23 protein-coding genes and 1 tRNA gene are annotated in these 25,534 nt (G+C 70.4%); 18 read left to right on the plus strand and 6 right to left on the minus strand.

Translation table 11 applies throughout. The features are described from left to right. Positions 1 to 79: 79 nt before the first annotated feature. Positions 80 to 1,231, minus strand: a complete 1,152-nt coding sequence (locus tag Saso_RS19575; RefSeq protein ID WP_189928524.1) for a sigma factor-like helix-turn-helix DNA-binding protein — start codon at positions 1,229 to 1,231, stop codon at positions 80 to 82. Between the two features lie 261 nt (positions 1,232 to 1,492). Here Saso_RS19575 and Saso_RS19580 point away from each other — a divergent pair, with 261 nt between their 5' ends. Next, on the plus strand, positions 1,493 to 2,032 hold the full coding sequence (locus Saso_RS19580) for a SigE family RNA polymerase sigma factor (protein ID WP_189928522.1): 540 nt from the start codon (positions 1,493 to 1,495) through the stop codon (positions 2,030 to 2,032). Then, complete coding sequence (locus Saso_RS19585; RefSeq protein WP_189928520.1) at positions 2,022 to 2,786, plus strand: hypothetical protein; 765 nt, start codon at positions 2,022 to 2,024, stop codon at positions 2,784 to 2,786. The genes Saso_RS19580 and Saso_RS19585 overlap by 11 nt, the downstream gene beginning before the upstream one ends. On the opposite strand, the gene Saso_RS19590 is transcribed toward Saso_RS19585, so the two are convergent. Then, positions 2,783 to 5,902: an FG-GAP-like repeat-containing protein gene (locus tag Saso_RS19590; RefSeq protein ID WP_189928518.1), complete on the minus strand. Its 3,120-nt coding sequence runs from the start codon at positions 5,900 to 5,902 to the stop codon at positions 2,783 to 2,785. The two genes, Saso_RS19585 and Saso_RS19590, sit on opposite strands and share 4 nt — an antisense overlap. A gap of 310 nt (positions 5,903 to 6,212) precedes the next feature. On the opposite strand from Saso_RS19590, the gene Saso_RS19595 reads away from it, so the two are divergent. The 7 genes from Saso_RS19595 to Saso_RS19625 all read left to right on the plus strand — a co-directional run bounded on the left by Saso_RS19595 (position 6,213) and on the right by Saso_RS19625 (position 13,066). Next, the gene (locus tag Saso_RS19595) at positions 6,213 to 6,641 is read left to right on the plus strand and encodes a hypothetical protein (protein ID WP_229901614.1); all 429 of its coding nucleotides are present in this window, start codon (positions 6,213 to 6,215) and stop codon (positions 6,639 to 6,641) included. Positions 6,642 to 6,715: 74 nt separating this feature from the next. Beyond that, complete coding sequence (locus tag Saso_RS19600) at positions 6,716 to 6,958, plus strand: hypothetical protein (protein WP_189928516.1); 243 nt, start codon at positions 6,716 to 6,718, stop codon at positions 6,956 to 6,958. 599 nt (positions 6,959 to 7,557) lie between these two features. Then, entirely contained in the window at positions 7,558 to 7,689 is a 132-nt protein-coding gene (locus Saso_RS38940; RefSeq protein WP_307822237.1) for a hypothetical protein, read from the plus strand. A 264-nt stretch (positions 7,690 to 7,953) separates the two neighbouring features. After that, positions 7,954 to 8,826 (plus strand): helix-turn-helix domain-containing protein, encoded by an 873-nt coding sequence (locus Saso_RS19610; protein ID WP_189928514.1) that lies wholly within the window; start codon positions 7,954 to 7,956, stop codon positions 8,824 to 8,826. A gap of 941 nt (positions 8,827 to 9,767) precedes the next feature. Further along, a complete protein-coding gene (locus tag Saso_RS19615) occupies positions 9,768 to 11,048 on the plus strand; it encodes an ice-binding family protein (protein WP_189928513.1) in 1,281 nt (426 codons plus the stop codon). Between the two features lie 217 nt (positions 11,049 to 11,265). Beyond that, positions 11,266 to 11,898, plus strand: a complete 633-nt coding sequence (locus Saso_RS19620) for a DUF5819 family protein (RefSeq protein WP_229901613.1) — start codon at positions 11,266 to 11,268, stop codon at positions 11,896 to 11,898. Further along, a complete protein-coding gene (locus Saso_RS19625) occupies positions 11,888 to 13,066 on the plus strand; it encodes an HTTM domain-containing protein (RefSeq protein ID WP_189928511.1) in 1,179 nt (392 codons plus the stop codon). The genes Saso_RS19620 and Saso_RS19625 overlap by 11 nt, the downstream gene beginning before the upstream one ends. 86 nt (positions 13,067 to 13,152) lie before the next feature. Here Saso_RS19625 and Saso_RS19630 read toward each other — a convergent pair whose 3' ends face one another. Beyond that, a complete protein-coding gene (locus tag Saso_RS19630) occupies positions 13,153 to 14,196 on the minus strand; it encodes a fatty acid desaturase family protein (protein ID WP_189928509.1) in 1,044 nt (347 codons plus the stop codon). A 368-nt stretch (positions 14,197 to 14,564) separates the two neighbouring features. Between Saso_RS19630 and Saso_RS19635 the strand changes: the two genes are divergently transcribed. From Saso_RS19635 to Saso_RS19655, 5 genes are all read left to right on the plus strand, one after another. Continuing rightward, complete coding sequence (locus Saso_RS19635) at positions 14,565 to 14,999, plus strand: Asp23/Gls24 family envelope stress response protein (protein WP_189928507.1); 435 nt, start codon at positions 14,565 to 14,567, stop codon at positions 14,997 to 14,999. A gap of 556 nt (positions 15,000 to 15,555) precedes the next feature. Beyond that, positions 15,556 to 15,981 (plus strand): STAS domain-containing protein, encoded by a 426-nt coding sequence (locus tag Saso_RS19640; protein WP_189928505.1) that lies wholly within the window; start codon positions 15,556 to 15,558, stop codon positions 15,979 to 15,981. A gap of 145 nt (positions 15,982 to 16,126) precedes the next feature. After that, positions 16,127 to 16,888: an ANTAR domain-containing protein gene (locus tag Saso_RS19645; protein ID WP_189928503.1), complete on the plus strand. Its 762-nt coding sequence runs from the start codon at positions 16,127 to 16,129 to the stop codon at positions 16,886 to 16,888. Positions 16,889 to 16,966: 78 nt separating this feature from the next. Next, positions 16,967 to 17,683, plus strand: coding sequence for a GAF and ANTAR domain-containing protein (locus Saso_RS19650; RefSeq protein WP_189928501.1), 717 nt, complete (start codon positions 16,967 to 16,969; stop codon positions 17,681 to 17,683). A gap of 227 nt (positions 17,684 to 17,910) precedes the next feature. Next, on the plus strand, positions 17,911 to 18,195 hold the full coding sequence (locus tag Saso_RS19655) for a hypothetical protein (RefSeq protein WP_189928499.1): 285 nt from the start codon (positions 17,911 to 17,913) through the stop codon (positions 18,193 to 18,195). A gap of 257 nt (positions 18,196 to 18,452) precedes the next feature. Here the strand turns inward: Saso_RS19655 and Saso_RS19660 are convergent. Beyond that, positions 18,453 to 18,523, minus strand: a tRNA-Gly gene (locus Saso_RS19660). 264 nt (positions 18,524 to 18,787) lie between these two features. On the opposite strand from Saso_RS19660, the gene Saso_RS19665 reads away from it, so the two are divergent. The 4 genes from Saso_RS19665 to Saso_RS19680 all read left to right on the plus strand — a co-directional run bounded on the left by Saso_RS19665 (position 18,788) and on the right by Saso_RS19680 (position 23,161). Continuing rightward, positions 18,788 to 18,955, plus strand: coding sequence for a hypothetical protein (locus Saso_RS19665; RefSeq protein WP_189928497.1), 168 nt, complete (start codon positions 18,788 to 18,790; stop codon positions 18,953 to 18,955). Between the two features lie 116 nt (positions 18,956 to 19,071). Continuing rightward, positions 19,072 to 19,647: a dCTP deaminase gene (dcd, locus tag Saso_RS19670; protein WP_189928496.1), complete on the plus strand. Its 576-nt coding sequence runs from the start codon at positions 19,072 to 19,074 to the stop codon at positions 19,645 to 19,647. A 5-nt stretch (positions 19,648 to 19,652) separates the two neighbouring features. Beyond that, positions 19,653 to 20,171, plus strand: coding sequence for a phosphoribosyltransferase (locus tag Saso_RS19675; protein WP_189928494.1), 519 nt, complete (start codon positions 19,653 to 19,655; stop codon positions 20,169 to 20,171). Between the two features lie 179 nt (positions 20,172 to 20,350). Further along, positions 20,351 to 23,161 (plus strand): ATP-binding protein, encoded by a 2,811-nt coding sequence (locus Saso_RS19680; RefSeq protein WP_189928492.1) that lies wholly within the window; start codon positions 20,351 to 20,353, stop codon positions 23,159 to 23,161. A gap of 142 nt (positions 23,162 to 23,303) precedes the next feature. On the opposite strand, the gene Saso_RS19685 is transcribed toward Saso_RS19680, so the two are convergent. Together Saso_RS19685 and Saso_RS19690 are read right to left on the minus strand one after the other, a co-directional pair. Beyond that, complete coding sequence (locus Saso_RS19685; RefSeq protein ID WP_229901612.1) at positions 23,304 to 24,089, minus strand: hypothetical protein; 786 nt, start codon at positions 24,087 to 24,089, stop codon at positions 23,304 to 23,306. Positions 24,090 to 24,371: 282 nt separating this feature from the next. Next, positions 24,372 to 25,463: a YIP1 family protein gene (locus tag Saso_RS19690; RefSeq protein ID WP_189928490.1), complete on the minus strand. Its 1,092-nt coding sequence runs from the start codon at positions 25,461 to 25,463 to the stop codon at positions 24,372 to 24,374. Positions 25,464 to 25,534: the final 71 nt, after the last annotated feature.

The following is a 25,534-nucleotide window of genomic DNA, read 5'->3' on the forward strand; positions in this document are numbered from 1 at the left end:
CCGTCACCCGCACCCGCATCGGTACCGGCACCCCCGCCCCCGCCCCCGACGCCGTTCCATTCGCTCTCCCCGATCCCCCTCATATCCGCCACCACTCCCGGTCCGAGCGCGCGGCGACCCTGCCCGAGGCGTCGTACACGGTGACGATCCGGCGGTCCCCGGCCCCGCCCCCGTCGCCGCCCCTGTCACCGTCCCCGTCGTCCCCGCTGCCGTCCTCGGCGAAGAGCGCCTCCACGTTCTTCCCGGGCAGGGGCGTGCTCGCGTACCAGATGCCCCAGCCGGGGGCGCCCGCCAGGACGAGGACCTTCGCGGTGGTGCTGCCTCCGTCGCCGGTACTCACCTCGACGCGGCCCGGCTCACCGTCCAGGCCGTGGAAGAGGCCCGACAGGAAGAACCCGCCCGGCACGCTGTCCATCCGCAGGGAGACACCGGGCTCGTCGGAGGGCTGGTAGCCGTCGTCCCCGCGCAGGCGCACGGGCACCGACCAGTGTCCGCCGTCGGCCGTCAGCCACATCCGTACGCCTCCGCCCGCCGTGACCCGCTCGCCGGGTGCCACGACCCGGACCGGGCTCGTCGTCCCCCGACCGCCGGTCCCGGCGCCGGCGCGGTCCCCGGACGCCCCGTCCCCCGGACCGCCGCTCGCCAGCCGGTCGGCGGCGACGACGGCGACGGGCGCGAGGAGCGCCGCGCAGACGGCCGCGGCCACCGCGAGACGGCGGCGTCGCCGGACCCGGCCCCCCGCCTGGAGGCGGGCGAGCGGCACCTCGGACGGGAGGACGTCCCCGGCGGCGCGGGTGAGGACCTCGCGCAGCCGCACGGCATCGGAGCCGGACTTCTTCACGGCGTGCCGGGCGCAGGCGCGTACCGCCCCCACCGAACAGCCGAGCAGCTGGGCGATCTCCGCGTCCGGCAGGCCCTCCCAGATCCGCAGCACCAGCACGGTCCGCCTGCGCGCGGCCCGCCGTCCGCGCAGCCGGCGCAGATGGATGCGCACCAGGCAGCGCCGTACGTGGAAGTCCACGTCGTTGCGCGGGACGCGTCGCCACCGCGCGCACATCCGCACCAGCGTTCTCCGTACCAGTTCCTCCGCGGCGTCGGGGTCGTCGGTGAGCAGCCGGGCCGTGACGACCAGCCGGGGCCAGTGGGCCCGGGCGTACGCGGCGAAGTCGTGGCCGACGGGGGGTGCGGGGTGCGCGGGCGGTACGGGGAGTGCGTCGGGGGTGGGTGGCACGTGGGTGGTCCTTCGGCTCGGGAACTCGGTCGTGGCGGACGCATGGGGCCGTCCGTCCTGGTCGGGCAACCGTTCGGTCGTGCAAGTAGGTTGAGCGGGCAGTGAGCCGACACCGTCAGGAAGAGGGAGCCCGGAACCCGTGTACGCCGTCTTCCCGGTCGCGTTGCGCTCCGCCGAGTGCGACCCGCGCGACCTACGGGACCTGTACGCACGGCGGAGGTGGGCAGGTTGCAGGGAAAGGACAGAGATTCCGGTGGAGGCATGACCGAGGACGAGTTCGACGCCTTCTACGCGGCCGCGTTCCCCCGGCTGACCGGACAGCTCTACGCCTTCACCGGAGATCACGGCGAGGCCCAGGACGTCGTGCAGGAAGCGTTCGTGCGGGCCTGGGACCGGCGTCAGCACTTCCTGTCGCAGAGCGCGCCCGAGGCATGGATCCGCACGGTGGCGATGCGGCTGGCGGTGAGCCGCTGGCGGCGCGCGAGACGCTGGCTGGAACTCGTCAGACGCACTCCGCCGCCCGACTCCACCCCGGGTCCGGGACCCGAACACACCGCGCTCGTGGCGGCGTTGCGCGAGCTGCCGCCGGCTCAGCGGATGGCGATCGTCCTGCACCATTTGTGCGACCTCACCGTGGAGCAGGTAGCCTCCGAGACCGGCGCGCCCGTGGGGACGGTCAAGGCGAGGCTGTACCGGGGGCGGGCGGAACTGGCGAAGCGCCTGGCCGTGGGGGACGAGGACGACGGACGCGTCGAGGAGGCCGGCGGGCCGGTCCGGAAGGAGAGCCGCCGTGTCCGATGAACTTTCCGCCGCACTGCGCGAGTTGGCCGCGGACAGCGCGACGGCTCCGGTCGTCGGCGGCCCCGCGACCCGCGCCCGGGCGATGCGCCGCAGGCGCCGCCGCCGTACCGGCGCGGCCCTGGGCGCGGGCGCCTCGGCCCTCGTGCTGCTGGGTTTCGGCCTCTTCCTGCGGCTCGGCGGGGACCCGGACGACCCGGCCGGGCTGCGCACCCCGGCCGCGGCCTCGTCGCGTTCCGTCCCGCCGTCGTCGGCCACCCCGGCGGCGGCCTCCGGCGCGCTCGACCTGCCCGGCCTCGGCCTCACGGTGGACGGCCGCGCGATGCCGGTCCTGTCGAAGGTCGACCTCCCGGCCGGCCTGCCGGACGGGACCTCGATGACGGTGGTGGCGAAGAAGATCCGCACGGCGCTGACCGTCGACGTGGTCGCCAAGGGGTACGCCGTGGTGAACGTGACCCACGCGGTCGAACTGCGCGCCGGCGAGGGCGCCCCGCTCTACGTCGGCACGATCGCCCCGGACATCGAGGCCGGGAGGGAGTACGACGTCCAGGGCGCCCTGATCGCCCTCGACCCCGAGGACGCCCAGTGGCTCTACGCCCGCATCCGCCTCGGCGACAGCATCACGGTGACCACCCACGCGACCCCGGCCACGGTCGCCGCCACCCCGTCGGCGCTTCCCACCTCGCGGGCCTCCACACCCTCCTCACCGGCCGCCCGCCCGGCCTCGGCCTCCGTCCCCACCCCGGCACCCGGCTAGAAGAGGCCCTTGTACTTCTGCCAGCCGGCGCCGATCTTCACGCGCGCGCCGAAGGTGCCGGTACCGGTGCCGTTCTGCCGGTACAGGTTGCCGCCGGTGTCGCGGGCGACGAGGTCGGCCTTGCCGTCACCGGTGATGTCCCCGGTGCCGACGACCGCGTCGTAGGTCCCGCCCCATCCGGCGAAGAGCTTCACGCGGGCCGAGAAGGTGCCGTTGCCCTTGCCGATGTAGCGGTAGAGGTTGCCGGAGGTGTCCTGCGCGAGAAGATCCCCGATCCCGTCCCCGTTCAGGTCACCGACGCCGACGACCTTCTTGTACGCCTTCCAGTTGTCGTACAGCTTCACGGGCGCGGCCAGCCTGCCGGTGCCGGTGCCCAGGTACAGGTACACCTTGCCGGTGGAGGAGGCGCGGGCGACCAGGTCGGGGCGGCCGTCCCTGTTCACGTCACCGGGCGAGGTCAGGACGTCGAACTGGTTGAAGCCGCTCGCCCCGACCGTCGTGTACGGCGTCGTCGGCTTCAGTGCCGCCCCGCAGCCGGGCTTGTAGAGGCGCAGGGAGCCGGTGCTCGACCGGACGAGGACGTCGTTGCACCGGTCGCCGTCGAGGTCACCGATGGGCACCGCCCTGACCCGCGCGGACCATCCGCCCCCCGGCACCGTTCCGGCGAACTTGCCGGCTCCGTCACCCTGTTGGAAGGCGAGCACTCCCGCGGAGTCCACCGTCAGGAGATCACCGACCCCGTCGGGCAGCGACGAGCCGCCGGCGTGGTCCCGCCACACCGCCGTGCCACCCGTCAGCCGGACCGTGCCGGACTGGACCGGCACCACCGCACCGGCCCCGTCCGTCGGCCGGGCCGTCAGCGTCCAGGTGTACGAACCGTTGGGCAGCTGTCCGCCGTTCGGGTCACGGCCGTCCCACGTCGTCGCGATCGAGTGCTCGGCCGCTCCACCGGTGCGCGTGGCCACCACGCGGCCCGTGGCCCGGTGCCGGATCTCCACCTGCCAGGAGGCCGCCGGCTCGGACAGCCACCACTCCGCGCTCCAGGGGACCGGGGTGGCGTCCGTCTCCACCCGCGAGGTGACGTTCCGGTAGGGCGAGACCAGGGCCGCCTCGGGCCGGCCTGTGCGCAGGACGTGGACGGTCTGGTCCGACGTCGAGTAGGCGAGGTCACCGTTGCGCGGGTCGAGCGTCACGAGCCCCGCGGCGTCGGTCGACCACCGCTGGACGGCCGTACCGGTCTCCAGGTCGTACAGGCTCAGCCCCCGCTCGCCGCGGACGGCGACGCGTCCGTCGCCGAGGAACGCCTCCCCGGTGGACGGCAGCGGGACGCTCCTGCGGGACCGGAGGTCGTAGACGCCCGCTCGGGTGTACGGAGCGGCGTCGCTGGTGCACCTCCAGTACACCCATCGTCCGACGGCCTGGAGATCGGCCGTGGAGGTGCAGCCGGTGTCGACGGCGAAGGACGTCAGCGAGGTCCCGGTGCGCGCGTCCTCGGCCCTCACCGTGTTGCCCGTACCCGCGGACCACACGGTGGTCCCCCAGATCGCGCCCGGCCGGTAGGGCTCCCGGTGCAGGACCTTGCCCGAGTCGATGTCGACGACGCGCAGTTCCCGCGGGCCGCCGTCCACGGGAGTGCCGTCGACCAGGAGCAGGTTCCCGGACACCCCCACGATCCACGCCTGATTCCCGTCGCCGTAGGAGTCCTGGAGTCCCGTGTCGAGCGGCGTGCCGGGGAACGACCCGTCCTTGCCGACGACCAGCACCGAGGGCCGCGAGCCGTTGTCCGTGGGCGTGGACCCGCGGTAGACGGTCCGCCCGTCGCCGGTCGCGTACAGCTCGGGGCACAGCTGGTCGACGCCGCACGAGTCGTGCGGGGAAGGCATGCCGCCGGTCCGTACGCGCTCGCCGTATCCGGGCGCCGCCCCGGTGAGCGGGCGCTCGTAGGCGGACGTGACCCGGTCGCCGTACTCCAGTGTCCTGACCGTTCCCTGATCCACCGTCAGCCGCTGGAGCTTCATCGGGACCGGCGGGATGCGGACCGCGAGCGTCGCGTACGGCATCCCGTCCGCCCCTGCGGTGACGGCCTGGTAGCCGTAGTCCTGCGCGTCGCGACCGCCGAGGAGCTGGACGCCGCCGTCCGGCCGGATCGCGACGTGATCCGCCGCCGCGCGCGCGAGCAGGGTGCGCTCGGCGGAACCGTCGAACGGGACCGCCACGATCTTGTAGTGGGCCCCGTCGTAGACCTTGCTGCCGAGCGAGGCGTCGTGGCGGGCGACGATCAGCGCTTGGCCGACCACACCGATGACCTTGGAATCCGCCAGGCGGACCGACACCTCCCGCACGGGCGTGTCGAACCGGCCCTGCTCGTAGATCCGTACGCCGCCGGCCTGGGGTGTGACCAGGTGATGGGCGGTCACCGCTGAATTCCCGTACACCGTGCCCAGCGGCAGAAGCGTGGCCTGCGCGGTGTCGACGTCGATCCAGAAGTACTGGCCGGCGGATTCTCCGGGGACCGTCGCGACCGAGAGGAACCCGTGGGCGCCGGCCCGCAGGGCAAAGGAGATGAACGTCCCCTCCGGAAGGCCCGTCACAGGGCGGTCGACCGTGGTGCCGTTCCCGGCGGTCAGCAGATGGAACTCGGTCCAGGTGCTGTCGGAGCGGATTCCGCCCCTTGTCACGACCGTGGTCCCGATCGTCCTGTTGTACGTCTGGCCGGCCGGAACGGTGACCGTCGTGGTCTCGTCCGTGACCATGTTCCGCAACAGGACGTCGCGGGCACCGGCGCGGGGCGGCAGCGCCACGACGTCCGACGCCGCCCCGTAGTACTCCACCGGATCGTGCGCCTGCGTCCCCGAGAGCCTGCGGCTCGTACCGTCGAGGCCCGTCCACTCCATTTCGTGGACACCGCTCGTGGCCAGGTGCAGGAACCCCGACGGTCCGACGGACGCGACGAAGCCCGTGCCCGGTGCGACGCGCGGGGTCGCGGGGATCACGGTCTCGCCGAACCCCCCTGGGTCCGCCGACGCGGTCCCGGCGGCCGGACCGACGGCCAGCGGTAAGGACACGGCCGCACAGGCGACGACGAGGCGCAGACGTGCAGCAGCCTGACGAGTCAAGGAAATCCCTCCCCGGGACGTGAGGCGGGGCCCGCACCGTCGACTCCGGTGCCACCGGCTCCCCTGCCGTCGCACCCGCCTCTTCAAAGTCGGTTGATCCTACTGGCGGTGTGCTGATCGGAGTCAACGGAGCGCGCGCATGGCCGACGGAAACAATGAAAGGTTTTTGAAAGCAAGAAATACGAGGTGAATGGCACGAGGGGGTGCTTCTCGACGGTGCGGCGAAGAATTCAATCGAAATGTATGACCCCCTGTCGTAAGGTCACTGCGGCCCGCCGGAATGCCCGAGCGGATACAAAACTGGGGGTACATGATGCGTCATAAGATTGCGGCTCTGGCCGCGACGGCTCTTCTCGCCGGCGGGGCACTCGCCAACGCGACATCGGCGTCGGCGACCGTCGATCCGCCCAGCGGCGGCTGGGACCACACCTGGACCACCTCGGACTCCAACCCGGGCGGCACGGCCTACATCGCCGAGTACGGCGACATCGTCTCGGTCTGTGACACGGACGCCGACGGGGTCTCCCCCCGGGTCCAGATCGCCGTCCAGTACCCGAGCGGCGCGTACCACATCCGCTACACCCTCACCGCCTCGGGCGGAGAGGGCGCGTGCGCCTCGGCCCGCGCCTCGATGGGCGGCATCTACGACCTCCCCGAGGACACCTCGATCAGCGTCGCGGTCTGGCTCGGCCCGGACTACGGCAGCGTGACCACGCACTACTACGTCAACGACCACTAGCCCCCGGGGGCGCAGGCGCCCCGCTACGCCCGGCGCCGCTCCCCGGCACTGCGATACTCGACCGGGGAGGGCGCATGGCAGAACTGCCGGAAATCGTAGACCGCCACATTCTCGAGGGACGCACGATCCTCGCGGTGAAGACAATCCGTGACGCCCAGGAATGCCCGCTGGACGAAGCGATCCATCTCTACCACCAGCGCTACGAAGAACTTCACCCTGAACCGGATACAGCCCAGAAATGTCCCGGCCCCCGGATACTGCGGTTCGAGGCGGACGGCTCCTTGACGGTGTCCGAGGACCAGCAGGACGTCCGGTAGCCGAAGGGGCAGAGGTCCCGGTCGACCGCCCGCGCCTTCCTCGTGGAGCGGATGACGCGAATCGAACCCGCGCTCGCGGCTCGGGAAGTCCGTCTCCCTTGGCGGCAGTTGCCACACCTGCCCCGGTGAAGTGGTGTCGAGGCCCGGCGGTGGACCAGTGGCCTCATCCTGTCCGGCCGATCACAGCTCTTCGGCGTCGCCCGCACGACGAGCCCTGGCGAACACTCCAGCCCGGATCTGGAGCACCGCACCGAGCACCACGAGCCCCCAACGGGACATGGCACCCCTCTGCGGCAAAGGCTACTGCCCGGGCGCGGCCTGTGGCATGGCGGTGCCGAAAGCACCGGACGGGTGATCCGCCGTACCTGGACGACCACCCGCACGGGCACCCGCGGGAGCCTTCGCCGAAGTCTGCGGGGCCGGCCGGCAGCTTCGGGCAACGGGAACCGGCACGACGGGCTGATCGTCGCGCAGAGCATGCCTTCCGTTCTCGTTCTTGGCTTCGACCCTCACGCGGTGCCCGGTATGGACGGGGACGCCGTGCGTGCGGTCCTGGACAAGGAACGGCCCGCTTCGGCCAGGACGCCATCGACGCTTCCATGACGCCGATCGCGCCGGACGAAGCAGCCCGGTCCTCGGTGAACCTGGTCCGGCGGCACGCGCCGGGGGCCGAGATCGCGTTCGACACGAGCGGCGGCGACCGTGTCGAGGCAGTCGAGCGGTGGCGGTGAAGCCCGGCCGCTGGGCCTAGCCGCCGCGGGGCGCGGGGCGTCGGGACTGTACACGGGTGGCCGACGTCCTTGCTCGGTACACCTTTCCTGTGGTCGGCGGGCCAGGCCGCGGCCACCGTCGCCGTCGTCCCGCTCCGGGCAATTGCCAGCGTAAGAGTCCGTTTCGCCGGTCGGTGCCCAGGGCGGCATTGCGCGTGATCAGCAGCCTTGTGTCATGGCAACCTACGGGCTGACACAGCCATTTGGACCGGAGGTACACCGCCCGTGGCGGCGAAGAGCAACCCCACCGTCAGGAGACGCCGTCTCGGCGCGGAGCTTCGCCGGCTCCGCATGGCCCGTGGGCTGAAGAGCACAGAAGTGGCCGAGCGACTCATGGTCTCCCAGCCGAAGATCAGTCATCTGGAGAACGGTAACCGTGCCGTCAGCCCCCGCGACGTACGCGACCTGTGCGCGATCTACGAGGTGACGGACCAGCAGTTCATCGACTCCCTGATGGAGATGGCCAGGGAATCCGGTCAGCGGGGCTGGTGGCACCCCTACGCAGGTCTCTCCGACAGCGCCTACATCGGCTTGGAGACAGACGCCGCTTCCCTGCACGCCTACGCGCCCACGGTGATCCCCGGGCTGCTCCAGACCCCCGCGTACGCTCAGGCCGTCATCGGGGAGACGATCCCTCCGCCCACTGCCGAACAAGTCGCCACGCGCCTCAAGGTGCGGCTCCGCCGGCAGCACCGGATCTACGACCCGGCCCGCCCGCTGCGCCTGTGGGCCGTCCTCGACGAATCGGCGCTGCGCCGTGTCGTCGGTGGTCCCGACGTCATGCGTGAACAACTGGAGCACCTGAACGCCCTCAGCGCCGAGCCGCACATCACGGTGCAGGTCCTTCCCTACGGGGCCGGCGCTCACCCGGGCCTGTCAGGACAGTTCGCGGTCCTGCGGTTCGCCGATGGTCCGGAGCAAGGAGTGGTGCACCTGGAGCGGTTCACCAGCGACCTCTTCCTGGAGAAGCCGTCGGACGTGCTGCGCTACTGCATGATGTACGACGACCTCCAGGCGCGGGCCCTCACCCCGGACAGCAGCCGCGACTTCATCGTCGGGACCGCCAGGACGTACATCGACACGACGGTCCCGCACTGAGTGCGGGTCGCGTGAACCGGCGGGAGCGCGACTCCTGGAGGGAGTGAGGGCGAGCCTCCGTGATTCTCGTCGGGTTCCTGGCGGACACCAGCAGGGAGCCCGTATCCCCGCTACCGCGGCGTTGCGCCGGTGCCGGAGACCGAGCGCGGACAGCGAGCTCGACACCGCGCTCGGGCACCGCCATCAGGCACCGCGCTCAGGAACTCGGTTCGCCGGACCGCAGCCCTGTCCCGTCCGTCGATGCGCACGCCCGTCGAGGTCCTCGTGCTTCCGGGCGGAGGCGCCCACGGCCTTCGCACAACCGGACGTCTACCGGTACGAGCCCGATGCCCGGGCCTTGGTCACCCTCGTCATGAGATCGAGCTGACCACGGCTCCGCAGGTGGGGCAGGCGCCGGCCGAGTTCCTGAGCGAGTGCGTCCGCAGCACCTGCGGAGCGTCGGACGGCTCACGGCGTCCGGTCATGTCTTCGCGATCACCGAGACCCCGGTCCCTGCGACGCCTTCCCCTCCTGGACCTGGCAGGAGATCGGCCCGGTTCGTCGGCCGTCCGACCTGCGGTCTCCTTGCGGCCTTCGGAGCCCGTGGTGTCACGAGTCCTGCTCCTTCCCCCTCGATACGGCCCGCGTACGCTCGCCCCCTCGGACGGGCTCGCCCACGAGGATCGCACCCGGCGGCCCTGCTGAGGAACACCGGTCGCGCGGCGCCTCGCGTGGGGCATTTCGCCCCCGGGCGCCGTCCGTTCGAGGCTGCCGCGCAGTCGGAATGGCGAATTTCATCATTTACACATCACTGTGCGCTGTCTGAATGAGCGGCGCTTTCCCCCTGCCTGTTCGTGCCGACGCAAGAATATTGCTGCGTAATATGCGGCCGCAGCGACATGGCATTCCGGGTGATCGGTAGGGCCCGGTACGCCACGGCCCCCACAGGAAATGACCTTTTGATGAAGCTGAAGATCCCTCAGGCGGCTGACCGCCGGACCTTGTCCGGCGTGCTGGCTTCCGCCCTCGCCGCGACCATCGCCGCCGTGCTGGTCGCCCTGACGCCAACCCAGGCACTGGCCATCGCCACACCGGTGCCGCTGGCCACGGCCGCGAGCTTCTCCGTTCTGTCGGGCCAGGGAGTCACCAATACCGGCCCCTCGTTGATCAGCCACGACCTCGGCACGCACCCGAACCCGGCCATCTCCGGTTTCCCGCCCGGCCAGGTACTCGGCGCCGTGCACGCCGCGGACGCTGTCGCGCTTCAGGCCAAGGCCGACCTGGTCACGGCGTACAACAACGCGGCCGGCCAGGCCACGGACTTCGCACTTCCGGCAGCCATCGGCAACGGACAGACGCTGCTGCCGGGCGTCCACACCGCCGTCTCCGGCGTCGGACTCACCGGTGACCTGATCCTGGACGCCGGGGGCAACCCGAACGCCGTCTGGGTCTTCCAGATCCCCGAAGCTCTGACGACGGCGACCTCCAGCCGAGTGCTCCTCACCAACGGGGCGGCGGCCTGCAACGTGTTCTGGCAGATCGGGAGTTCCGCCACCCTCGGCACCACGTCCACGTTCGTGGGCACCATCATGGCTCTGACCTCGATCACCGTGACGACGGGGACGAACATCGAGGGGCGGGCGCTGGCGCGTAACGGCTCCGTGACGCTCGACAACAACCGAATCTTCCTCGGCGGGTGTGCGACGTCCACCACCGGCGGAACGACGACGGGAACGACCACCGGCACCACGACCGGTACCACTGCGGGAACGACCACCAGTGGGGGGCTCCTGGGGGGCGGCCTCGTCAGCGGTGGCCTTCTGGGCGGACCGATCGTCGGGACCGGCGGCACCTCGGGAAATGTGGCCGGCAATACGGCAGGGAACACCGCCGGTAACTCTTCCGGCAACACGGCGGGCAACACCGCCGGGAACACCGGCAACACCGCCGGGAACACCAGTGGCGGACATGGCCCCGGCGGGAACGGTCATGCACCGGGTGGACCGAACCACGAGGGCGGGCCAGGCAAGCACGACCAGGGGCAGGGTCAGCAGGACCACGGCAAGCACGACCAGGGGCAGGGTCAGGAGGACCACGGCAAGCACGACCAGGGGCAGGGTCAGGAGGACCACGGCAAGCACGACCAGGGGCAGGGTCAGCAGGACCACGGCAAGCACGAGCACGGCGCGCAGCCCGACGAGAACTACGGCTACGACGGGGTGCCGAAGGGCTACGAGGGCTAGGCAGCGCACGGCGGTCAGCCCGCACACCGGATGACGGCGCGCGGCGGAAGGGTCGTCGAGTCCGCCGCGCGCCGCCGGCGGCAGTCAGCGGGAAGCCAGGCGCGAACAGCTGATAGGGAAAGACAGGTAGGCGGTGTCGAGCGGAATCGACTCAGCGGACGCGGAGGAAATCCAGCAGTCCGAGTCCGGTCCGGCCACCCAGGAGTGTCCTGATGTCATGGCCGCTCCCCCCGAGTTGCCGATAAGCGCCCGTGTACTGAAAGCAGGGCTGTGCACCGCCGTGGCATTGTGTGTGGCGGCGAGTTTCATCCACGTGATTCTGGTGTTCTTCCATGTGGCGCCGGCCAACACCGTCTCGAAACGCTACAGTCCGCTGATCAATACGTGGGTGTATCCCTTCTTCGAACAGAACTGGCGGCTCTTCGCTCCGGATCCCGAATCCGTCAACCGGCGGATTCTGGCAAGAACCGCGCACACCGGCTCCGACGGATCGGTCCAGGTCGGTCCCTGGTTCGACCTCACTGTCGTGGACCGTTCAGCGGTCGAGCGCGATCCGTTCCCCAGCCACACCGCACAGAACATGCTGCGGCGCGCCTGGGCCGGCTACGTCGACTCGCACGGAGGAGATGACAAGGCGCGCACCGAGCGCGCGCTGATGATGCAGAAGTACCTGAGAAACATCGCCGCGGACCGGGCCGCCGTACGTCAGGACGGCACCTTCGACTTCATTCAGCTCCGCGTCGTGACCCTGCCCATCGCGGCGCCGGGTCCGGCCACCGGCGTCAGCCCTCCGACGCCGGTGGACAACCGGCTCCTGCCCTGGTGGAAGGTGATCCGCCATGGAAAGTGAGGCACAGAGGACCGCGTCCGCGGGTGTCGTCCGCTGGCTCGCCGAGCGGATCACCGGTGTGTGGGACCTCCTGACCGGCCGCCCCCTGTCCCTGTACGGGGCGGCGGTGCTGCGCATCGGCTACGGGCTGCTCTACCTGGTCTTTCTGCTGCGCGAGTTTCCGCACCGTGACGAGATCTGGGGCCCCGGCTCTCCGTGGACGCCCGCCCTGGCACGCCAGCTCTTCGACCAGACGGGCTGGTTCAGCGTTCTGGTCCTGTCCGACAGTCGCGCCTACTTCGAACTCTGCTATGCGTTGGCGCTGGTCACAGCCGCACTGTTCCTGTTGGGCTGGCGTACTCGTGTCCTGTCGGTCCTCTTCGCCGTCGTGGTGACCTCGTTCCACAGCAGGGCGATCTTCATGACGGACGGGGGTGACAACCTGGTCCTGCTCATGTCCCTCTACCTTGTCCTCACCGCGTGCGGCCGACGCTGGTCCCTGGACGCTCGCAGGGACCAGCTGAAGACGGTGCGTCAGGCCGACGCGCCTGCCTCGGCGAGGAGCTCTCTTGCCACACAACTCCGCGACGGACGATCCATGTTGGTCACGGTGGTGCACAACTGCGGCATGTTCCTGATCGCGGCGCAGGTCTGTTTTCTCTATGGTTCGGCCGGCCTGTACAAGGTCCAGGGAGCTTCCTGGGGAGGCGGCACCGCTCTTCACTACGTGCTGAACCTCGAACTCTTCGGGCCCTGGCCCGCCCTCTCCCACTTCGTGGACGAGCACACGCTCGTGGTCGCCGTCGCCGGCTACCTGACCGTGCTCCTGCAGGTGGCCTTTCCGTTCGTGCTCTTCGGCAGGCTCAAATATCCCGTCCTGACCATGCTGCTGGGCATGCACATCGGCATCGCCGTGTTGATGGGGCTGCCCCTCTTCTCCGGCGCGATGATCGTCGCGGACGCAGTGTTCCTTCCCGACCGCTTCTACGGCTTCCTGCCCCGCCTCTGCCGCCGCGCGCTGCGGCGGACGGACAACGGCAGTCCGGCGCCCTCAGGGGGGCCGGGCCCCGGAGCCGTGCCCGCGCAAGGCGCACCGGTCTGCGGACCAGGGGCGAAGCACGGAGTCGTCCTCCTGACGGGGCGCGAGGACACCGCGCCCTCCGGCATGAATCCGGCACGGCGCCGGTGATGGCCGAGCAGTAAGAGGCCCAGGTCGATGACCTGGGCCTTCTTCATGGAGTCAGGGCTGCTGCGGACCTGATCCGCCGCCAGAACCTACGCGGCCACGTCGGAGTGCCTGAGCGGTGCTCCAGCCTGATGAAGGCTGGTGAGGGCCTGCCGGTAGGAGGCGATCAACCCGGTCTCGGCGTAGTCCACGCCCAGTTCCTCGCAGTAGCGGCGGACGACGCGCCTGGCCTCGCGCAGGTTGGGGCTGGGCATGCTCGGGAACAGGTGGTGCTCGATCTGGTGGTTCAGCCCGCCCAGCGCGATGTCCGTGAACCAGCCGCCGCGCACGTTGCGCGAGGTGAGCACCTGGCGGCGGAGGAAGTCCGGGCGGTCGTCGCCCGTCAGGATGGGCATGCCCTTGTGGTTCGGGGCGAAGAGGGAGCCGAGGTAGACGCCGAACAGGCCCTGGTGGACGGCGACGAACGCGATCGCCATACCGGGCGGCAGCAGCCAGAGCAGGACGGCCAGGTAGACCGCGAAGTGCCCGAACAGCAGGGCGCCGTCGAGCGTCCGGTTCTTGAGGGAGCGGTTGGCCAGCGCCCGCACGCTCGACACGTGCAGGTTGAAGCCCTCCAGGGTGAGGAGGGGGAAGAACAGGAACGCCTGCCGGCGGCCGATCAGCCGGGGGAGCCCCTTGGCGACCCGGGCCTGGTCCTGGGACCAGACCAGCAGGTCGGGGGCGAGGTCGGGGTCGAGTTCCTCGTGGTTGGGGTTGGCGTGGTGGCGGGTGTGCTTGTCCTGCCACCATCCGTAGCTCATTCCCACGCCGGCGCCGGCGATCCGGCCGGATGCCTCGCTGGCCCTGCGTCGGCGGAACACCTGGCGGTGGGCCGCGTCATGGGCGATCAGCGCGACCTGCCCGAAGACGACGGCCAGGAGTCCGGCGACCGTCAGCGTCCACCAACTGCGGCCGATGAGCGCGACGGCGGCCCACCCGCCGACGTAGAACGCGGCCACCGCGGTGATCCGCACTGCGTAATAGCCCGGCCTGCGCCCCAGCAGGCCGGCATCGGCGATTCTTCTCGACAGTCGGGCGAAGTCACTGCCCGAGGCCTCCGGAGGCGGGGGGCGGACCGTGGAGTCTGTGGTCATATGGGTGTCACTCTCTCCGAGGAAGGCAGACGGCCGGGCGCCTCGGAGGTGCTGAGACCGGGCCACGGGCAGCGATGCGCTCTCGCCGTTGCGGAAACGCGTCGCGCGACCGCGGAACAGGGACGACGTCCCTCTGCGCATGCGGGTTCCCCGCCAGGCGGCTCTCACACCGTGGCAGTGGGGGCAGGGCCTGCGCAGTCATGGTCGCGCGCTGTCACAGAGGAACCCGGGCCGACCGCGACCGCGAGGTTTCGGGGCGGAGTCCTCGGCCCACCGCCGTCGCACATTCGGAGACGGGCAAAAGGTATTAAAAAGAATATAATTCCAGGGGTGGTATCTCCGCGGCCTTGCGAGGGAGGAATATCCCGATGACTGAGAACACCGGCGTCAGGCCCGGCGCTGCGCCCGGTTCTCGCGGCCGGACGACCATCGCCGACGTGGTGGTGGAGAAGATTGCCGGAACAGCGGCCCAGGACGTACTCGGCGTCCACGCCCTGGGCAGTGGATTCGCCCGCTCGATGGGATCCATGCGGGAGCGGATGCCCGGCGCCGGCAGCGGCAAGTCCGCGACGCGCGGTGTCAGTGTCGAGGTCGGAGAGCTCCAGGCTGCCATCGATCTGGAACTCGTCGTCGACTACGGCGTCTCGATCACGGACGTGGCCGCCGCGGTGCGGGAGAACGTGATCTCCGCCGTGGAGCGGATGGCGGGTCGGGACGTCGTGGAAGTCGACATCATGGTCAGCGACGTGAAACTGCCGGACGGCGAAGAGGACGAAGGGGAGGAGCGGCAGCGGATCCGGTAGCCGGGGCGGAAGCCCGCATGAGTTTCATATCGTCGATCTGCTCCACCTGGCGACCGGCTCCCCGTGGCGCCCCACCCGGCGTCGGGCCCGCCGGCCTGCTCCTGGATGCAGCGCGCTCCGGCTCGGCCCGCACCTGCGGGGGTACCGTCGGCGTCAAGATCAGTGACACAGCGGCCTTTGCGGCACGGGCCCGAGTACCGTGCGGGGCGCCAGGTGCGAGCGCGTCGTCGCCCCCAGGCTTGTCCGCATCCTGAGATGGGGCGGCTTCGGACCGTCTGACCCGCTGGGACAGGACTAGCATGACGCAGGAGCGTCCCAGACCCCGGCGGCTTGTCGTTCGACGACACAGATGGTTGCGCGGAGCGGACCTCTCGTCCGTCTGCCTGCGCTTCCCCCGGAAGGAACCGGGCAAGTCGTGGGTTCTGTCGGGCAAGCCCTTGGACCGGCCGTCTTTCCGCCTCCGCCGCATCTACGTCCCCGTCGGCAGCGCGCCGGGGGAGCCGGGACTCCCGGCGTCCCCGTCTCGCTGCCGGACGGTCTTCCGAACCGAGGCGTCATGCCCCTCTCCCAGCTCGCCGTCCATCGTCATGACCGACGGAATCGGGCACTGATCACCCTGGCCGGTGAGATCGACCTGGGATCGGGACCGCCGGTGTGCGCAGCGCTGGCACGATGCCTGAGCGATGGCATCCGCATCGTCGACGTCGACCTCACTGCCGTGACCTTCTGCGACTGCAGCGGTCTCAATGTGTTCCTCTACGCCGCGCAGCGGACCGGGGAGGTCGGCGGGATCCTGCGACTGCACAACCCGCCGCCGACACTGGCGCAGATCCTCGCCCTCACCGGCTGCGGATTCCTGCTTCTCGGCCTTCCGCTCGGGCATCTGCCACCGTCTCCGGGGGACGTTTCCGACCCGGTCGTTCCGGCCCCACCGGACCGGAGTGTTCCAGTGCCGGTCGTCCTGCGGGGTGACGCGCGATGAAGGCCCGGCTCAGGCAGGGGCGGCCGTACGAGCCCCATGCGGGCCAGTCGTCCACCTTGTTCCGTGTGCTGGTATTCCCTCCGGGGGCCTGTACCACGGCGCGGCTTGCGGGCCTGGCCCGCGATGCCTGGACGCGGTGGCCCGGATGAGGGCCGACAGCCGGTCGGCCCGCATCCAGATGCTGGTCGCCGAGCAGGCCGCCCGCCGCGACGCCCCGGTCGGTGTGGTGGACGTGTGCACCGCGGCCGTGGCCGCGTTGCCGGTGGGCGGAGCCGGGGTGTCGGCGATGTCCAGGAACACCGCAAGCCATCCGCTGTGCAGCACCGACGACATCAGCGAGCAGTTGGAGGAGCTCCAGCTCACCCTGGGCGAGGGCCCCTGCGTGGACGCCTTCACCCACGGATCGGCCGTCCTGTCCCCCGATCTGCTGACCGGCGGGCTACAGGACCGCTGGCCCGTGTTCGCCGACGCGGCCTTGGAAGCCGGGGCACGCGCTGTCTTCGCACTCCCCCTGCAGATCGGGGCGATCAGCTCGGGAACCCTGGACCTGTACGCCGACGTGCCGACCGTGCTGGACGCGGAGGAGCTGGCCGACGCGCTGGCGTTCGCCGATCTCGTCACGCTGCTTCTGCTCGACGCGCGGATCGACGAAACCGCTGCGCAGGTCGGCGTACCGTCACCGGTCCACGGCTTCGAGGACACGGGCGGATACCGGGCGGAGATCGACCAGGCCACCGGCATCCTCACGGTCCAGCTCGGTGTCGGAATCGACGACGCCTTCGTCCGGCTCCGCGCCTACGCCTACACGCGAGGGCGCCGGCTCGCCGACGTTGCCGCCGACGTGGTGGCCCACCGACTCCGCTTCGCCCCGGACAGCGAACCGAAACGGACCGGCAACGGCGACTGACCCATCGGCTCAGGCCGACGAACGTGCTGCGCTTCCCGCCCCCTCCCGGCGGGACTAGTCTCAATCGAGGGTGTCACGATGAATCAGCAGCTTTTGGCCAAGACCTTCGTCGAGCTGGCGGACAACCTGGTGGCCGACTTCGACCTCATCGACTTCCTGCGTCTGCTGACCGACCGTTGCGTGAGCATGCTCGATGCGAGCGCCGCCGGGGTGCTGCTCGCCGACCGGGACGGCAAACTGCGCGTGATGGCCGCCTCCGACGAAGAGGTGCGCCTGCTGGAACTCTTCCAGCTCCAGAACGACGAGGGCCCCTGCCTGGAGTGCTTCGGTACCGGCGCACCCGTGATCGTCCCCGACCTGACGCGGGAGGCCGGCCGCTGGCCGCGCTTCGTCACGGCGGCCCACCGCAGCGGGTTCGGCGCCGTCCAGGCCCTGCCGATGCGCTTGCGTGCGGAGACCGTGGGCGCCCTGAACCTCTTCCGCGCCGCGCCCGGCCCCTTCGACGCGTCCGCCACACTCGTCGCCCAGGCCCTGGCCGACGTCGCCACCATCAGCCTCCTGCAGCAACGGTCCGCCCACCGCAGCACCGCGCTCAACGAACAGTTGCAGACCGCCTTGAACAGCCGCGTACTGATCGAACAGGCCAAGGGCAAACTCGCCGAACGCCAGAGCATCGACATGGAACGGGCCTTCACCGCCCTGCGCGGCTACGCCCGCGCCCACAACCGGCGACTGTCCGATGTGGCCCGCGCCTTCATCGACGACTCCGAACCCCTCCCCGGGCTGATGGCCTGATCACCCCGACGCGGGCGGTCGCTTCAGCGGACGCCGCCGAAGCGGCAGGGGTGGCTGTGGCACACCGGCCCTCGCAGCGGCTTTCCGACCGGTCTCGAGGGGCCATCCACGCCGGGCAGACGCGCTCACCTCGCACGGTATCCACACCCGTCGGCCAGGGCTACGCTCGGGTATGAGGCCCCAGTCCCCGGCATCGGCACAGTGTCCAACTCCCGGGGAGGCCCATCGTGTTCGCCCTGCTCCTCATCCTCGTCGCCGCCCTGTTCGCGCTCGGCTTCCTTCACCCGATCTGGTGGGTGGCCGCAGCGGTGGTCTACGGCGCGACCCGGCACACCCGTGAGCGCCGCGGAGGCCGGAGCCGCGGCGGCGGACCCGATCCCGGGGACTACCGGGACTACCGGGACTACCGGGAGCGTCGGGATCGTCAGCGCCGCTGGGACCGCCGCTACAGCCGCCAGAACCGGGCGCGCCGGCAGCGCGAGGATCGCCGGGACCACGAACCCCACGGGTGACTCGTGGAGCGACCTGGCAGTCATGCGCTCCGGACGGTTTCGGCCGGGCGGGCACCTCGGTCGAGCCTATTGAGGGGTGCATGTCATGCAGCCCCCGAGCTGCCGGGTACTTCCCTGATCCCCCCGCTCCGACACGGGACCCTCGGCCGTCACGTGGCGTCTCCGTGCTCGATTTCGGGGTGCACGAGTACTCGCAAAACGTATTGACGGCCCCTGATGAAACAAGCCCCAGGTCGCTGACCTGGGGCTTCAAGGAGAGCGGGTGACGAGAATCGAACTCGCGCTCTCAGCTTGGGAAGCTGATGTTCTACCATTAAACTACACCCGCGTATGACGCCGGTCGGAACCGGTGTCGGAACGCTCCGTCACTCTACCCCATGCCGGGCCCCAGGCGATGAAGCCGTGGGGCCCGCACGCGTTTCGAGGGATGGATCCGGCTGCGTGGGGCAGGAGTTGGGGCGTACCGTGGAGGGGTGGGAGTGGTGCCCGACGGGGTCGGAGTGCCGCCTGCCGAGTCGTCCTGATCGTCCCGTAATGTGGCTTTCGTTGTCCGGTGGTCAGCAGCCGGACAGGGCTCTTGGGGAAGGGACTCATGGACTTGATGGAGCGCACCGTCGTCCGTTGTGCCGACGGGCACGTGTTCAGCACCGCTTCGCTTCCGATGCAGCAGGCCGAGCGGCTCGGTCCCGGACGGCTGGTCCGGTGCCCCCGCTGCACCCGGCTGCGGAGCGTCGTGCCGGTGGCTCTCGAGAAGCGGTAGCGGTCGCGGAGCTGCGGTAACGGCGGAAGGAACCCGGGGCGCCCCGCGCGCCGGCGGTCAGGCGCGCGGAGTCGTCCGGTGATGAGGGCTTCGCGCGCCTTGCGTATCCTCGGGACGTGCTTCTCTCAGACAAGGACATCCGGGCCGAGATCGACACCGGACGCGTACGGATCGCCCCCTACGACGAATCCATGGTGCAGCCGTCGAGCATCGACGTACGGCTCGACCGGTACTTCCGGGTGTTCGAGAACCACAGGTACCCGCACATCGATCCCTCGGTCGAGCAGGCCGACCTGACCCGGTTGGTGGAGCCCGAGGGCGACGAGCCGTTCATCCTCCATCCGGGCGAGTTCGTGCTCGCGAGCACCTACGAGGTCATCACCCTCCCCGACGACCTGGCCTCGCGCCTGGAGGGGAAGAGTTCCCTGGGCCGGCTCGGGCTGGTCACCCACTCCACGGCCGGGTTCATCGACCCCGGCTTCTCCGGGCACGTGACGCTCGAACTGTCCAACCTCGCCACCCTGCCGATCAAGCTCTGGCCCGGCATGAAGATCGGCCAGCTGTGCATGTTCCGGCTCTCCTCGCCCGCCGAGTCGCCGTACGGCAGCGAGCGGTACGGGTCCCGGTACCAGGGCCAGCGCGGGCCGACGGCGTCCCGGTCCTTCCTCAACTTCCACCGGACCCAGGTGTGAGCGGCGTGGGCGACGCGGAAGCGGTACGGGAGAACCTCACCTACGAGCAGTTCGGGACGGCCGTCCGCGAGCTCGCGCAGACCATCGCCGACGACGGCTACGTACCCGACGTCGTGCTGAGCATCGCCCGCGGCGGTGTCTTCGTCGCCGGCGGGCTGGCCTACGCCCTCGACTGCAAGAACATCCACCTGGTCAACGTGGAGTTCTACACCGGGGTGGGGACCACGCTGGAGATGCCGGTCATGCTGGCGCCCGTCCCCGACGTCGTCGACTTCTCGGACAAGAAGGTCCTGATCACCGACGACGTCGCCGACACGGGCAAGACGCTCAAGCTCGTCCGCGACTTCTGCCTGGACGCCGTGGCCGAGGTGCGCAGCGCCGTCATCTACGAGAAGTCGCAGTCCCTCGTGAAGTGCGAGTACGTCTGGAAGCGCACGGACGCCTGGATCAACTTCCCGTGGAGCGTCCTGCCGGTGGTGCGCAGGTCGGGCGAGGCCGTCACGCCCTCCAAGGAAGCTCTCTGACGCGGGCAGGCAGCGGGATGACGCCCGCTCGAACTGCTCTTTCGCACAGTGCACGCGTCGCCGAACGAAGGTCGATACATTTGGACCTGACGTCGTGTCTGGGGCTCGCGGCAGACTGCATCTGACTGCGAAACGATCAGTTGACGTGCATCGCTGCGACGAAGTCCGATGGGGGCGGCATGACACGCATGGAAAGTGAATTGAGCTCGTGGCTCTCCGGGACCTGGCTGAGCGACGGCCCTGCCGTCGCGGTACTGGCGGGATTCAGCGGACTGGGCAAGAGTGACATCGCCTACGAGGTCGCCGAGAGATCGAACCGTCCCTGGGCTTTCGAGAATCTGATCTCCGACAACCTGACGCTCGACGAGATCACGCTGAACGTGGCCGAATCCCTCGAGGCCTGCGGCAGCAACACCATGGCCGACCTGCTCGGGGGCGACTTCGTCGCCTCCTTCGTCAAGAGCCTCGAAGAGCCGATCCTGATCGTGCTCGACGACTTCCACGAACTGCTCGACGAACAGGGGCTCCCGCCGCGGGAGTTCCGCACGCTGATCCACCGTCTGTGCACCGCCCGTCCGGCCCCGGCCGGGCGGCTGCTGCTGGTCACGAACAGGGCCGTCACCCAGGAGAGCTGGCTCGACCAGGCCCACGTCCGCCGGGTCGAGCCCCCGGCGGAGGACCACGCCGTCAGCCTGCTCGCCTCCCTGCTCGCACAGCAGGACCTGGAGGACGAGGTCCCGAGCGAGCGGCGCGGTGACGTGGTCCGCTGGCTCGGACGCAACCCGCGTGCCATCCAGGCCCTGGTCGCGTGTCTCAGCAACGACTCCCTGGACGACCTGATCGAGCTCGACCGGGACTCCTGGGGAGTGCGGGACGAAGTGGTCGGACCGGAACTCGTCCGGCACCTGGAGGAGCGCTTCCTGGACCGGACGCTGCAACGCATCTCCCCCGAAGCACTGGCGCTCGTCGAGTCGTTGAGCGTGTACCGCAAGACGTTCACGAAGGAGGCGATCCAGGGCGCCGGCGCCGGTCTCGCCGGCTCCGCAGACGTCGAGGACGCGAGGCGGGAGCTGAGCAGCCGGTTCCTCCTGGAACGCCGGCGGAACTGGTTCACCCTGAACCCCATCGCCCGGGAACTGGCCCGGGCGCGGATCCTCATGGACGAGCGGAAGCTGCGGCGGTCGCACGCCAGGGCGGCCGAGTACTACTCGCGGCATTTCCGGGCCCGTAATTCCGCCTCCAAGATGGACAAGGCGTCGGAGTTCGTCGAGGCGCGCTTCCATCTGCTGCGGCTGGGACAGCGCGAGGAGTTCGACGAGATAGCACGCGGCTTCCGTGCCCAACTGCTCCTCGTGTACCGGAACATCGAGTCCCTCCCCAAGGACGTGAGCGCTCAACGCGAGTTGCTCGCGACCCTCTGGGCGGCCCTGGAGGGCGAGGAGGGCGGATCCTGGTCGCTGCGCTTCTGCTTCGCCCGGCTGCTGCTCGCCCGGGACGAACAGGACGACGCGCTGGTCGCCTACCGTCAGATCACCATCGCCTCACGCGAGTCCAACCATCACGACGTCTGGATCCTGCGCTGCCGGCTGGCGGTGCGGTTCGAGGAACCGGCGATCACCCGCACGATCATCGCGCAGGCCCGCGAGAGACTCTCGGCGGGAGTCCTGCTCCAGGTGGTCCGCGTCACGGCCGTCGCGCTGACGCAGATGGGGCACCCGGCCGACGCCCTGCGGCTGCTGGAGGACGTTCAGCAGCACTGCCACCAGACCGGGGACGCGTGGCTCCTGTACCACACGGCGTCCGTCATCCTGTGCAGTCAGGATCGCCACAAGGACGCGATCGCGTTCCTGCTGAAGGGCTACGAGACCCTCGGCCCGCAGCGGGAGCGCAGCGGCCGGCTGGTCGAGGAGAGCGCCTTCCTCGCCTTCGCGGCCCGGGACGCGGCACTCCTCGGCCAGATCCAGCAGGTCGTCGTGGGCTCTCAGGGGCGGCACGGATGGGTCAGCCTGTGCGAGGTCCTCAAGCTCCAGACCGAGCGGAAGTTCCAGGAGTCCGCCGACCTCGCGGCCGGGTTCCCGGAGTACCTGGCCCTCAAGGCGCAGCGGGCGTTCAGCCTGCTCTGCCTCGGCCGGGCGAGCGAGGCGAAGAGCGTCCTCATGGGCTCGATCCCCGTGCGGAACCTCGAGACCGGCCTCGGCTGGCTGCGGGCGGTGGCCTGCGTCGCGGCGGGAGACGCGCCCGACGGCGACGAGACCTCGCCGGAGAGCGCCTGGCTCGCGGAGTTCGCGGCGGCGCACGAGATGGCGCCCGAAGAGGTGACGGCGGAGAGCCTGCTCAGGCACTGGGACACCTTCGCCGAACTGTTCGGCGGCCGGGTTTCGTTCTACTTCCCCTGGCTCCCCCGTGAACTGACCGGACTGGACCAGGACCTGATCCGTCTGTCGTCCACGACCAGCGCGCTCGACGGCGTGGACCTCTCCCGGCTCAGGTTCCGCAACGAGGAGAAGCCCCGGCCGCCGGCCGTCGGCGCGGTGCCCGCGGTCGCCGGTGCCCCGTTCGGCGGCGTCCCGCCGCAGCCGGGCTGGCCCACGATTTTCGTGACCACGCAGGGCGGACCGGCCGTCCTGCCGAACGGAGGGACACTGGACATGGGTGGCAACTACAACGTCAATCAGGCCGGCGCGGTGGGGGACGGAGCCCAGGCGACGGGAAACACCTTCAACCAGGTCGTCGCCGGGAAGACGGAGGACCTTCAGAAGCTGTCGGCCGAACTCCAGCGCCTCACCGAGCAGTTGCGCCTCCAGGGTGAGGCGGGGCAGCACGCGCAGGAGCTGGGCGAACTCGAGGGAGCCGCGGCGGCGGCCGCCTCGGGTGACGTGAGCGGCGTGCGCGCCCACCTCAGGCGGTCCGGCCAGTGGGCCCTGGGCGCCGCCACGTCCGTCGGGACGGCCCTGGCCGCCGCGTGGATCCGCGAATCCGTCGGCATGTAGTCTCCGGGCCCCGGCGTCCCCGGGCCCCGGGCCTCGGGTGCTTCGCACTCGCGCCCCGGCACGCATGACGTGAAGCGGGCCGACCGGTTCTCCTGCCGGTCGGCCCGGTCGGCCCACGGGATGGCCGTACGGCGGCCCTGTGTCACCTCACCCGGCGAACCTTCACACCGTCCCGCTCGAAGTCGTAGACCCAGTCGTTGAGGCGGAGGCCGTCGACCGCGCCGACCCACATGGCGTCCCGTACCTTGCTCACGGCGACCGTGTAGACCGTCGGCCTGGCGTTGCGGAAGGTGAACGCGGCCTTCAGGGCGGAGAAGGTGCACGGGGCGGCGGCCGTGCAGCGGGTCACGGCGCCGGCGTTGCCCGTCAGGTACCAGCCGCCGGTCCTCGTGGCGTCGAGGAAGGGGCTCCAGGCGTTCCTGACCGGGGAGGCGCCCGGGAGCCAGACCAAGGTGGCGTAGTCGTTGGTGGCGTTCAGGTTCGGGTCGATCTCGAACCGGATGTTCGGCATGTTCCGCGGGCCGCCGTAGCGGACGTTCCTGCTGGTCTGGAAGACGTGGAAGCCGATGCGCCGCAGCCCCAGCAGCGACTTGCCCACGAAGTCGACCTCGTTGCCGAAGTCGACCCGCTCGATCGGCGACGGGGTCACGCGCGGCGCCGTGCCCACGGCCTCGATGCCCAGGCTGCCCCGGCCGTACGGCGGCCTCGCGGCGGTGCCGGTGACGTTGTACGAGCCGAAGGGCCCGTTGCGCAGTTCGGCGACGGGGGAGCCGACGGTGGTGCGGGGGATCACGCCCCAGTGGTCCGAGCGGGGCTGGTCGTCGTCCGTGCCGGCGAACACCGGTCCCGGAAGGATCGCGGCGATGAGGGCGGCCAGCAGGGCCGCCACGAGCACCGTTCCCCGTCTCACGCCAAGGCGAGCTTTCACGCGTATTCCTTATGGGAGGAGCTGGAAGGGAGCGGCCAGGTTATCTGACTCTATGTAGTCACAGTGATGCGACATGCGGCTTATGTGACACCTTTATGAGTGGATTGCCGCTTTTCGCTGTGCCCGCCGCACTGCTCTCGGTGAGCGAGGCCGCTGAGCGGCGACGGGAGGCGGGCAGGCGAAAGGCCCCCGGCGTCGTCCTCGCCGAGGGCCTTCGTGATGGGTGCCGACCTCACGTGTCGCCCGTGTCGGCCGTGCGCGTCAGCGGTGCGTGTCAGCAGGTCAGAACGTGCCCAGCTTCACGATCGACAGCAGCGCGATCAGCTGGATCGACGACGCGCCCAGCGCCTTGGGCCACGGCAGGTCGTGGGAGCGGCCGACCATCAGGGTCAGCAGGGCGCCCGCCGCGACCCAGGTGGCCCAGCCCAGCAGCTGCACGAACGACGCGTCGCCGCCGAAGAACATGGCGAAGACCAGGCGCGGGGTGTCCGTGAGGGACATGATCAGCATGGACAGGCCGACCGTGGGCTGCCACGCGCCGTCGCCGCCCAGCTGGCGGGCCAGGGTGTGGGTCACCACGCCCAGGACGAACGAGCTCAGCACCATGGCGACGGCCGTCGTCAGGACGATCGGGATCGCGTTGGAGAGCGTCGCGTTGATCGCGTCCTCGCGCGCGCCGTCGAAGCCGAAGACCGCGAGCAGGCCGTAGAGGAACGTGACGACGAGGGCGGGGCCCCACATCGTGTAGTCCCGCATCCGGAGGAAGGTCTGCTGGGGCGTGAGGACGATGCCCTTGAGCAGTTCCTTCCAGTGCAGGCGCGGACCGATCGGCCCCGCCGGGACCGAGCCGGCCTGGTAGGTGCCGCCCTGGCCGTACTGGTCGTACTGCTGGTGGTCGTCGATCGAGAAGGCCTGGGTGTGACCCGGGTTGTTCGCCGCGTACGGGTCGTGCGGGGCGCCTCCCGGGCCGCCGGGACCGCCCTGAGCGCCGTACGGGGCGTCGCCGCCGAAGTACTCCGGCTCCTCGCCGTTGCGGCCGCCGTAGCCGCCGCCGTGCGCCTGGGGCCACTGGTCGCCGCCCCCGCCCTGGCCGCCGTACTGCGGCCGCTGCGGGGGGTACGGCTGCCGGCCCGCCGGGTAGCCGTAGGACGGCCCCGACGGTCCCTGGGCACCCGACGACCCGGGCGGTCTCGACGGCCCCTGGGCCGCCTGCTGCCCGTACGGAGGGTGTTGCGGTCGCGCTTGCGGGGCACGGTTGTCCCGGCCGCCGCGTCCGATCCTGAATCCAGCCACGTCTTCGAACGTACCTGGTCCCGGAGAGTGACGTACCCGTGCCCGCCGTCCGGGTACGGCTTTGCTGCCGAGCTGTGACATCCCCTAAGGGGAGCGACGGGGCCGGACCCGATGGTTCGTCAGGGGTGTCCCGTCGGGGACGGAGGCGGACA

Source organism: Streptomyces asoensis (genome assembly GCF_016860545.1).
Lineage (GTDB): Bacteria > Actinomycetota > Actinomycetes > Streptomycetales > Streptomycetaceae > Streptomyces > Streptomyces asoensis.